The 9,626-nt window shown below is 72.2% G+C and carries 13 protein-coding genes and 1 pseudogene; 7 read left to right on the top strand and 7 right to left on the bottom strand.

Annotated elements, in window-relative coordinates:
- Positions 1-137: 137 nt before the first annotated feature.
- A complete protein-coding gene (locus G3I65_RS36015) occupies positions 138-620 on the bottom strand; it encodes a nuclear transport factor 2 family protein (protein WP_160700054.1) in 483 nt (160 codons plus the stop codon).
- 70 nt (positions 621-690) lie between these two features.
- On the opposite strand from G3I65_RS36015, the gene G3I65_RS36010 reads away from it, so the two are divergent.
- Complete coding sequence (locus tag G3I65_RS36010) at positions 691-1,308, top strand: helix-turn-helix domain-containing protein (protein WP_160700053.1); 618 nt, start codon at positions 691-693, stop codon at positions 1,306-1,308.
- Positions 1,309-1,311: 3 nt separating this feature from the next.
- On the opposite strand, the gene G3I65_RS36005 is transcribed toward G3I65_RS36010, so the two are convergent.
- On the bottom strand, positions 1,312-2,052 hold the full coding sequence (locus G3I65_RS36005; protein WP_166641001.1) for a DUF427 domain-containing protein: 741 nt from the start codon (positions 2,050-2,052) through the stop codon (positions 1,312-1,314).
- Between the two features lie 139 nt (positions 2,053-2,191).
- Between G3I65_RS36005 and G3I65_RS36000 the strand changes: the two genes are divergently transcribed.
- Positions 2,192-3,349, top strand: coding sequence for an ROK family protein (locus G3I65_RS36000; RefSeq protein WP_166641000.1), 1,158 nt, complete (start codon positions 2,192-2,194; stop codon positions 3,347-3,349).
- A gap of 1 nt (position 3,350) precedes the next feature.
- On the opposite strand, the gene G3I65_RS35995 is transcribed toward G3I65_RS36000, so the two are convergent.
- Positions 3,351-3,686 (bottom strand): hypothetical protein, encoded by a 336-nt coding sequence (locus tag G3I65_RS35995; protein ID WP_160700051.1) that lies wholly within the window; start codon positions 3,684-3,686, stop codon positions 3,351-3,353.
- Positions 3,687-3,770: 84 nt separating this feature from the next.
- A complete protein-coding gene (locus G3I65_RS35990; protein ID WP_160700050.1) occupies positions 3,771-4,226 on the bottom strand; it encodes a pyridoxamine 5'-phosphate oxidase family protein in 456 nt (151 codons plus the stop codon).
- On the opposite strand from G3I65_RS35990, the gene G3I65_RS35985 reads away from it, so the two are divergent.
- Both G3I65_RS35985 and G3I65_RS35980 read left to right on the top strand, forming a co-directional pair.
- Positions 4,225-4,701, top strand: coding sequence for a MarR family winged helix-turn-helix transcriptional regulator (locus G3I65_RS35985; RefSeq protein WP_160700049.1), 477 nt, complete (start codon positions 4,225-4,227; stop codon positions 4,699-4,701). The two genes, G3I65_RS35990 and G3I65_RS35985, sit on opposite strands and share 2 nt — an antisense overlap.
- Positions 4,702-4,752: 51 nt before the next feature.
- Entirely contained in the window at positions 4,753-5,070 is a 318-nt protein-coding gene (locus G3I65_RS35980; protein ID WP_160700048.1) for a nuclear transport factor 2 family protein, read from the top strand.
- Here the strand turns inward: G3I65_RS35980 and G3I65_RS35975 are convergent.
- Positions 5,067-5,573 carry a PaaI family thioesterase gene (locus G3I65_RS35975; protein ID WP_160700047.1) on the bottom strand — a complete coding sequence of 169 codons (507 nt, stop codon included), beginning with the start codon at positions 5,571-5,573 and terminating at the stop codon, positions 5,067-5,069. The two genes, G3I65_RS35980 and G3I65_RS35975, sit on opposite strands and share 4 nt — an antisense overlap.
- Positions 5,574-5,697: 124 nt before the next feature.
- Between G3I65_RS35975 and G3I65_RS35970 the strand changes: the two genes are divergently transcribed.
- From G3I65_RS35970 to G3I65_RS35960, 3 genes are read left to right on the top strand one after another with little or no spacing between them, the layout of a single operon-like run.
- On the top strand, positions 5,698-6,066 hold the full coding sequence (locus tag G3I65_RS35970; RefSeq protein ID WP_125312177.1) for a helix-turn-helix transcriptional regulator: 369 nt from the start codon (positions 5,698-5,700) through the stop codon (positions 6,064-6,066).
- A 9-nt stretch (positions 6,067-6,075) separates the two neighbouring features.
- A complete protein-coding gene (locus G3I65_RS35965) occupies positions 6,076-6,807 on the top strand; it encodes an HAD family phosphatase (protein WP_160700046.1) in 732 nt (243 codons plus the stop codon).
- Positions 6,804-9,209, top strand: coding sequence for a glycoside hydrolase family 65 protein (locus tag G3I65_RS35960; RefSeq protein WP_160700045.1), 2,406 nt, complete (start codon positions 6,804-6,806; stop codon positions 9,207-9,209). Before G3I65_RS35965 ends, G3I65_RS35960 begins: the two co-directional genes overlap by 4 nt.
- Before the next feature lies 1 nt (position 9,210).
- On the opposite strand, the gene G3I65_RS35955 is transcribed toward G3I65_RS35960, so the two are convergent.
- On the bottom strand, positions 9,211-9,393 hold the full coding sequence (locus G3I65_RS35955) for a hypothetical protein (protein WP_160700044.1): 183 nt from the start codon (positions 9,391-9,393) through the stop codon (positions 9,211-9,213).
- 40 nt (positions 9,394-9,433) lie between these two features.
- A pseudogene (locus tag G3I65_RS35950) lies at positions 9,434-9,626 on the bottom strand (exopolyphosphatase); the annotation flags it as partial.

Genomic DNA, 9,626 nt, shown 5'->3' with positions numbered 1-9,626 from the left:
GCCCGCGGCGACGGCCGACGGGACGTCGACGTCCGCGTCCACTGTGGACGCTCCGGCGCCGGCCCGGCCGCGTCCCCGCGGTTCCCGGCGCCAGGCCCACGGCCGCCACGCTGCTTGAACCCGCGCGGTATAGGGCGTTATACGAGCTTGGGCACCAGACGATCCGCCGTCCGCAGCACGAAGGCGACGGGCCGCGCGAAGAGCGCCACGAGCACGCCGACCAGCGGGCCGCGGCGGCGGGCCGCCACGCGCGGCGGAAGCGCCGAAAACAGCGTCGCGAGGCCAGGGAGCGGCCGGGCGAACACCGTGCACTCGGCGATCTGCCCGTGCTCGTCGACGCGCACCACGTTCATCGCTTCGAGGTCCGCACCGCGGACGCGCGCCCGGAAGGAGAACGACGCCGTGTCGCCGCGCACGAGCGGCTCGGTGGTTTCGACGTCCTCCAGCACGGCGAAGATGTCGCGGTGCAGGGCCGCCACCTGCTCCCGGCCCTCGAAGCGCACTCGCGCGCTGAGCGGGGAATGGAAGACGACTTCGGGGGCCAGCAGGCCGGCGACCGCGTCGGCGTCACCGCTTTCCCCGGCCGCGCGCAGGGCGGTGATCGCCGGTGGGACGGTCATGACAAACTCCTCAAGCTCGTCGGGTGACTTGATATAGTCAGGCGTGCTTGAGATTGTCAAGTGAGGAACCATGAGCCGAAGCTACGGTCAGTACTGCGGTCTCGCCCGGGCGCTCGACGTCGTGGGCGACCGGTGGAACCTGCTCGTCGTCCGCCAGCTGCTGGTGGCGCCCGCGCGCTACCGCGAGCTGCTCGACGGGCTCCCCGGCGTGGCCACCAACCTGCTCGCCGGGCGGCTGCGCGATCTGGAGGACGCCGGCGTGGTCGAGCGACGGCTGGCCGCGGACGGCAACGCGATCGAGTACGCGCTCACGCCGTGGGGCGCCGGGCTGCGGGAGCCGATCGAGGGGCTCGTCCGCTGGTCCGCGCCGCTGATGGTGCGCGGGCCCGGGACCGACCGCTTCCGGCCCGAATGGTTCGTCGTCGCCCTGCCCGCCCTGCTCGGCGGCCGGAAGACCGCGGGCCGGCCGGTGACGGTGGGGATCGCGGCCGACGACGGGCTGGTCCAGGTGCGGGCGACGCGCTCCGGCGTCGAGGTCGGCCTGCACGACGGCCGGGACCTCGACGCCGTCGTGCGCGCCGAACCCGCGATCGTGCTCGGCCTGGCCGCCGGGGTGCTCACCCTCGACCAGACCGGTGTCGAGATCGAGGGCGACGAGGCCGCGGTGCAAGCGCTCTTCGGGGGCTGAGGCTCAGGCGAACTTCGTCTTCGGGCGCTCCTGCCGCACCCCGTCGACGAAGACGTCCACCTTCTCGTCGAGGAAAGCCACCAGCCCGGCGGCGCGGATGCTCTCCGGCAGCGGCGTCGGGTAGCTCCACGCGAGGTCGGCGTGCCCGGCGACGTCGAAGTGCTCGGCCGCGCCCTTGTACGGGCAGTGCGTCACCGTGTCGATCTTCTCGAGCAGGTCCATCCGGACGTCGACGCGGGGCAGGTAGTAGCGGACCGGCAGGCCGGTCTCGAACAGCAGGTGCGGCCGGACGGTGTCGGCGACCGTGACGCCGTCGACCTCGACGCGGACGTGCCGGGAGCTCGGCAGGACGTCGACGCGCACCCCGGGGTCGCGCGGGTGCGTGAAGATCTGCTCGTCCTCTTCGAACCAGTCGAACGCGGCGAAGTCGAAGCGGACGTGGTCGCGGAGCTCCTCGATGGGCGAATCCGGGTGTTCCAGCGCGCCGTCCACCGCCTCGGCCCGGCCGACCTTTATCGTCGACAGAACACCATCTCCGCGGCTGGGCGAGTGCGTCGTCCGGCCGGAGGGGGTGAGCACGCCGCTCACGACGTCCGCGCGCGGGAAGTAGTACGTGGGGTAGTACGGGACTTCCCACACCAGAAGGGGGTGCACCGTGTCCGCGACGAGTTCCCCGCCGAGGAACACGCGTACCCGCTTCGCGCCTTGTGCCACGCGGACCCGGCCGCGTACCGGAGTGCTCATGCCCCGGTCAACGGGTTCCGGATCGGACGTATTCCGGGAAATCCGGGTTCCGGGCGGCTAGCGTGGCGGGGAGAACGAAGACGAGAGGCGGGCACGGGTGACCGGCGTAGGAGCTCCAACGGTCGGGACCCCCGCCGGGATGCGCAAGATCAACCAGCGGGCGGTGCTGGACCTGCTGCGCCGCAGCGGGCCGGCGACCCGGCCGCAGGTCGCGAAGGACACCGGGCTGTCCAAGCCGACGGTCAGCCAGGCACTGCTGGCGCTCGAGGCGGCGGGGCTGGCGCGCCCGACGGGGCAGACGTCCACCGGCACCGGCCGGTCGGCGGTGCTGTACGAGGCCGACCCCACGGCGGGGTACGTGCTGGGCGTCGACATCGGCCGCGAGCACATCCGGGTCGCGGTGTCCGACCTCGGACGCGTCCTGGTGGCCCGCCGCGACGAGCGCAACACGGCGCGGTCCGGGGCGGCGCTGGTGAGCGCGGTCGGGAAGATCGCCGCCGACGCGGTCGCCGAAGCGGGCCTGACGGCGTCCGACATCGTTGTCCGCGTGGTCGGCTCCCCCGGCGTCGCCGACCCGGAAAAGCGCTGCTTCCGGCACGCGCCGAACCTGCCGGGCTGGGGCCGGGCCGGGCTGATCGACGACCTCGAGGCCGCGCTGGGCCCGGACCTGATGGTCGAGAACGACGCGAACCTGACCGCGGTCGGCGAATGGGAAAGCGGCGCCGCGCGCGGCGCGTCGGTGTTCGGCTGCATCACGATCGGCACCGGCGTCGGCATGGGCATGATGGTCGACGGCCGGGTGTTCCGCGGCGCGACCGGCGCGGCGGGCGAGATCGGCTACCTGCCCTACGGCCGGACACGGGCGGCGGAGGAACCCACGACCCCGCCCGCGCGCGGCCACCTCGAAGAGGCGACGGCGGCGCAGTCGGTGGTCCGCGGCGCCCGCGAACTCGGTCTCGGCACGGCGAAATCGGCCCGCGAGGTCTTCCGCCTGGCCCGCGAAGGCGACGAACTCGCCCGCCGCGCGGTGGAAACGGAAGCCGACCGCCTCGCCTACACGGTCGCGTCGGTGGCGGCGGTGATCGATCCGGAGCTGATCGTCCTCGGCGGCGGGATGGGCACAGCGGCCGACCTGCTGCTGGAGCCGATCGACCGCGCCCTGCGCGCGTTCACGCCGCTGGTGCCGAAGGTGGTCCAAGGCGAACTGGGCGAGGACGCCGTGCTGACCGGCGCGATCAGCGTGGGCCTGCGGGCGGCCGAAGGCCTGGTCTTCGACCGCCGCGTCGGGGCCGCCTGACCTATAGACAGCCGATGGTTTCGCTCGCGAAGATCGCGGTGCTCAGCGTGCCGTCGTAGTCGATCGAGAGCCGCTCTTCGTTCCGGACGCAGAGCCGTGTCTGCCGGTTGTTGAACGCCCCGCCGTCGAGCGCGTAGTCGAGGTCCCAGTTGACGGTCCGCGCGCTCGTCGCCGTGTTGATCAGCCCGAGGTAGCCGAGCACGTTGCACTTCGTGCTGTCGCAGTTCCAGCGGAAGCAGACCTGGTAACGGATCTTGCCCCACGACGCCGTGCCCGAGCACTTCGGCGACACGGCGGCCACCACGGCGGTCCGGCCGGGTGCCGCGGCGTGCGCCACGGTCGCGGTTTCGCCGCCCTCACGCCCCGATGCCGACGCCGGTTTAACCGCCGCCGAGGCGTCATACGATCGGACCAACACCACTCAGGCCGCGCGCCAGGCTTCGCCGCCCGTCGAGATTCGCCACGGTGTCAGCTTCAGCACGGTGATCTCCGGGTCGCGGAAGTCCTTGCCGCCGAGGATTTTCGGGTCGTAGCCCAGGGGTTCCGGTGCCGAGGCGAACAGGTTCCACAGGTCCTTGCGGCTCGCCTCGTCGTCGGCGAACTCCGCCCGGCACTCCGCGACAGCGACTTCGTGCTGCGGGTCCCAGTACGAGCACGACACCCACGGCGTCGCCGCCAGGTGCGCCACCTTCAGCGGGGTCGGCCGGGTGAACAGCCGGCCCGTCAACGGGTCCGGCTGCCAGATCGGGTGCACCACCCGCGACCGCGGCCTCCCCCGGCGGTCGACGGTCGCCAGCGTGCACCAGACGATCCGGTGCGCCACGCGGATGAACGCGTCGGCCAGCGCGGGCGGCACCCTGCTAGATTCCACAACCATGGTTGTGCATCCTAGCACCCTCGACCTCTCCCTGACCGCGCTCTTCGCGGGCTGGGCCATGACGGACGAGGTCCAGCGGCGCCTCGCCGAGCAGGGTTTCGACGAGCTGCGGTTCAACGACGGCGTCGTGCTGCAGCACGTCCTGGCCGCCCCGCTGTCCATCACCGCGCTCGCCGAGCGGATGGGCGTCACCCAGCAGGCGGCCTCGAAAGCCGTCGCGGACCTCGAACGCCGGAACCTGCTGCGGCGGGAACCGGCACCGGACGACGCGCGCACGAAGCTGCTGCACCTGACCGCGCACGCGCTGGCCGCCGTGGAAGCGACTCGGGGACTGCGGCGGGACCTTCAGGAGGAACTGGTCGCCGAGTACGGCGCCGAGCGCGTCGACGACGCCCGGGCGTTGCTGGCGTCGATCATCGGCCGCTTCGGCGGCGAGGACGCCGTTCGCGGCCGCCGCGTCCGGCCGCCGCGCTGATTACCCGTGACGTAATCGACGGGCGCCCCGCCGGTGAGCAGGATCGGCGGCATGAGCCGAACCAACCGTGAGATCGTCACCGCCTGCTTCGAGAACCTGTTCGTGCACAAGGACTTCGACGCCGCGAAGGCCGCGCTGCACCCCGGTTTCGTCACCCACAGCCCCGGCCTGCCCTCGGGCCGGGACGCGTTCACGGACGCCGTCAAGAACTCCCCGCTCGCGGGCGCGACCGCCGAGATCCGGCACGTGGTCGCCGAGGGCGACCTCGTCGTGGTGCACCTGCACGTGGCGGGCACCGCCGTCGTCGACATCCTGCGTGTCGAGGACGGCCTGCTCGTCGAGCACTGGGACGTGAAGCAGCCGCTCTAGCGGGTGATCGCGCAGGTTCCCGACGCCGTCGCCAGCAGCTTGCCCTCGGCGTCGCGGATCTCCCCCTCGGCGAACGCGATCCGCGAACCCTCCTTGACGACGCGGCCGACCGCCCGGATCTCGCCGCGGCCCGCGTGGATCGCGCGCAGGTAGCTCACCTTCAGCTCCACCGACGCGTAGCCGACGCCGGCCGGGAGCGTCGTGTGGACCGCGCAGCCGACGACCGAGTCGAGCATCGTGGCCGCCACGCCGCCGTGGACCATGCCGATCGGGTTGTAGAGCGACTCGTCCGGCTCGGCGACCGCCTCGACCTCGCCGGGCTCGATGCGCTCCCAGCGCAGGCCGAAGTGGGCGGCGATCGGCGGGCCCGGGATGCGGCCGTCCTTGATGGCCGTCAGGTACTCGAGGCCGGACATGCTCGCGCCGAGCCGGGCGGTGGGCAGCGGGTCCTGCCAGGTGATGGTCTTCGAGCGGGTTCCCGCTTCGGCGGCGACGTCGGTCATTCCGGGCTCCTCGATTATGACAACTGTCTTAATCGCAGCTTCGCCTGGCGCCGGGACGGCGTCAAGCGCGGCGTGAGCCAGGCCACCGGTGGTCCGCCCGTGGCGCGGGTGGAATCATCCGGGGGTGAGCACCGAGCGCAAGCTGATCGACCCGGAACGCGTCTCGGCGGCGGTCGACGGGCTCGGCGACCGCGCCGTCATCGACGAATGGGCCCGGCGCTTCTCCGTGGTCGCCGACCCGTCCCGGCTGGCCCTGCTGGTCTCCATCCACTACGCGCGCGAGATCAGCGTCACCGACCTCGCCGCGGCCACCGGCATGACCGACACCGCCGTGTCGCAGGCCCTGCGGCTGCTGCGGGCCCACGGCCTGGTCACGCCGCAGCGCTCCGGCCGCGTCGTGCGCTACCGGCTCGCCGACGCGACCGTGCACGAACTCATCCACCACGTCCGGCCACACCCCGAACATCCCGCGAACGGCGACGAGGACCGGTAGCGTGCGGGCATGACGGGATTGCCGGAAGCCATCACCGCCTGCCTGTTCGACCTCGACGGAGTGCTGACCGGGACGGCGATTCTCCACCGCGAAGCCTGGAAACGGACATTCGACGAGTTCCTGCGCGCCCGCGACGGCGCCGGGTTCGCCGAGTTCACCGACCTCGACTACGCGGCCTTTGTGGACGGCCGCCCCCGCGCCGACGGCGTGCGCGAATTCCTGCGGTCACGCAACATCGAGCTGCCCGAGGGCACCCCGGACGACCCGCCGGACGCCCCCACGGTCAACGGCGTCGGCAACCGCAAGAACGACCTGGTCCTCAAGATCATCGACGAACGCGGTGTGAGCCCCTACCCCGGCTCGATCCGGTACCTCGAAGCGGTCAAGGCCGCCGGGCTGCGGATCGCCGTCGTGACGTCCTCGGCGAACGGCGCCAAGGTCCTCGACGCCGGCGACCTGAGCAAGTACGTCGAAGCCCGCGTCGACGGCCTCGTCATCCGCGACCGGCACCTCAGGGGCAAGCCCGCGCCCGACTCGTTCCTGGCCGGCGCCGCGGCGCTCGGCGTCGAGCCCGCGCACGCGGCCGTCTTCGAGGACGCCCAATCCGGTGTCCAGGCCGGGAAAGCCGGCCACTTCGGGTACGTCGTGGGCGTGAACCGGGCCGACCAGGCCGCCGCACTGAAGGCCCACGGGGCCGACATCGTCGTCGACGACCTCGCCGACCTGCTGGAGGACCGATGACCGACGAACCCCGCGGCTACGAGTGCGCCCCGTGGGAGCTGCGCTGGCGCGGCATGGACGTCGACGCCCTGCAGCGCACCGAATCGGCGTTCGCGGTGTCCAACGGCCACATCGGCTTGCGCGGCACCCTCGAAGAGGCCGAGCCGCGCGGGCTGCCCGGCACCTACCTCAACGGGTTCTACGAGCAGCACGAACTCCCCTACGCCGAAGCCGGGTACGGCTACCCCGAAGAGGGCCAGACGGTCGTCAACGTGACCGACGGCAAGATCATCCGGCTGCTGGTCGAGGACGAGCCGCTGGACATGCGCTACGGCGCGGCCACCAAGCACGATCGTGTGCTCGACTTCCGCAAGGGCACGCTCAGCCGCAGCACCGAGTGGTCGTCGCCGACCGGGCGGCGGGTCCGCGTGCGCACCGAGCGCCTGGTTTCCTTCACCCAGCGCGCGATCGCCGCCATCCGCTACGAGGTCGAGCCGCTCGACGAGGACCTGCAGCTGGTCGTGCAGTCCGACCTGCTGGCCAACGAGCCGATCGAATCCGACACCAGCGACCCGCGGGTGGCCGCCGCGCTGAACTCGCCGCTGGTCGGCGAATTCCACCGCGCGACCGACTACAACGCCGTGCTGGTGCACCAGACCCGCCGGTCCGGGCTGCGGATGGCGGCGGCGATGGACCACAAGATCGAGGTGGACGACGGCATCCGCGCCCGCATCCACTCCGAGGAGGACCTCGCCCGGCTCACGGTCGCGGTCGACGTCCCCAAGGGCGGCCGGCTCCGCATCACCAAGTTCCTCGCCTACGGCTGGTCGGCGCAGCGCTCGGTACCGGCGCTGCGGTCGCAGGTGGAGGCGGCGCTGGCGGGGGCGCGCCAGACCGGCTGGAAGGGCCTGGTCACCGAGCAGCGCCAGTTCCTCGACGACTACTGGGCCACCTCCGACATCGAGATCGAGGGCGATCCCGAACTGCAGCAGGCCGTCCGCTTCGCGCTCTTCCACCTCCTGCAGGCCGGGGCCCGCGGCGAAAGCCGCGCGATCGCCGGCAAGGGGCTGACCGGCCCGGGCTACGACGGGCACGCGTTCTGGGACACCGAATCGTTCGTCCTGCCGGTGCTCACCTACACCATCCCGGACGCGGCGCGCGACGCGCTGCGCTGGCGTCACTCCACAATGGACAAAGCGCGGGAACGCGCGCACCAGCTGGGGTTGCGCGGCGCGGCGTTCCCGTGGCGCTCGATCAACGGCGCCGAGTGCTCGGCGTACTGGCCGGCGGGCACGGCGGCGTTCCACGTCAGCGCGGACATCGCCGACGCCGTGCTGCGCTACCTCAACGCGACCGGCGACGAGGAGTTCGAGCGCGACTACGGCACCGAGCTGCTGCTGGAAACCGCGCGGCTGTGGGCGTCGCTGGGCCACCACGACCGGCACGGGACGTTCCGCGTCGACGGCGTCACCGGCCCGGACGAGTACTCGGCGGTGGCGGACAACAACGTCTACACGAACCTGATGGCGCGCCGGAACCTGCTGGCGGCGGCCGACTCCTGCGAACGGCAGCCGGAGGTGGCGGCGCACTTCGGCGTCGACACCGTCGAGCTGGACTCGTGGCGCGCGGCCGCGGCGGCGATGTACCTGCCCTACGACGCGGAACTCGGCGTGCATCCGCAGTCGGAAGGGTTCCTGGACCACGACGAGTGGGACTACGAGAACACCGACCCGGCGCACTACCCGCTGCTGCTGCACTACCCGTACTTCGACCTGTACCGCAAGCAGGTCGTGAAGCAGGCGGACCTGGTGCTGGCGCTGCACCTGTGCGGCGACTCGTTCAGCCCGGAGGAGAAGGCGCGCAACTTCGCCTACTACGAAGCGAGGACCGTGCGGGACTCCTCGCTCTCGGCGGGGACGCAGGCCGTCGTCGCGGCCGAGGTCGGGCACCTGCAGCTGGCCTACGACTACCTCGCCGAAGCCGCGCTGACCGACCTGCACGACGTGCACAACAACGTGCGCAACGGCCTGCACATGGCGTCGCTGGCCGGGGCGTGGCAGGGCGCGGTGGCCGGGTTCGGCGGCCTGCGCGACCACGGTGGCACGCTGTCGTTCACCCCGCGGCTGCCGGAGCAGCTGGGCCGGCTCACGTTCCGGCTGATGTTCCGCGGCACGCGGTTCCAGGTCGAGATCGACCCCGACCAGGTCACCTACCACGTGCTCGACGGCGAGCCGCTGGAAGTGCTGCACCACGGCGAGCGCATCACGCTCACCACGGAGCCGCGGCGATTCCCGATCCCGAAGATCGACGCGGGCGACCCGCCGAAGCAGCCTCCGGGCCGCGCCCCGATGCGGCGCGACTCGGAAAAGGTGCGCCAGTACGCGGAACCGGCCAACCCGATCAGCGAGGTCTACACCGACTGAGCTACTCCGGGAGGTCGCTCAGCACGTCGCGGCCGGGCGGGGCCGGAACCTCTTCGGTCCCGCCCGGGTTCACGTCCGGGTCGGGTGCGGTCGGCACGTCGTGCGTCAGGCTGCCGGGCGTCGGGAGCTTCGGGAGCTCTTCGTCTTCGTCGTCGCGGCCGTGGATGCGCTGCTGTTCGCTCATGGTTTCCGGGATACCCGGTTTTCCCGGTCCCGGCCAGGGTTCAGGCCGCCCGGTCGGCCGCGGCCGCCTTCGCCTTGTCCTGGAGGGTGAGCAGCAGGCCGTCGCGGGTCGACCACGGGCAGATCGCGACCTTGCCGCCCGCGACCGTCAGCAGCGCCTCCGCCACGATCGCGCCGGCCAGCGCCTGGTGCGCGCGGCTGCGCGAAATGCCCGGCAGCTCGGCCCGCTTCGAC

This window comes from Amycolatopsis sp. SID8362 (assembly GCF_010550475.1).
Classification (GTDB): domain Bacteria; phylum Actinomycetota; class Actinomycetes; order Mycobacteriales; family Pseudonocardiaceae; genus Amycolatopsis; species Amycolatopsis eburnea.
The sequence above is the reverse complement of the archived record's forward strand: the minus strand, read 5'-3'. Positions and strand labels throughout refer to the sequence as shown.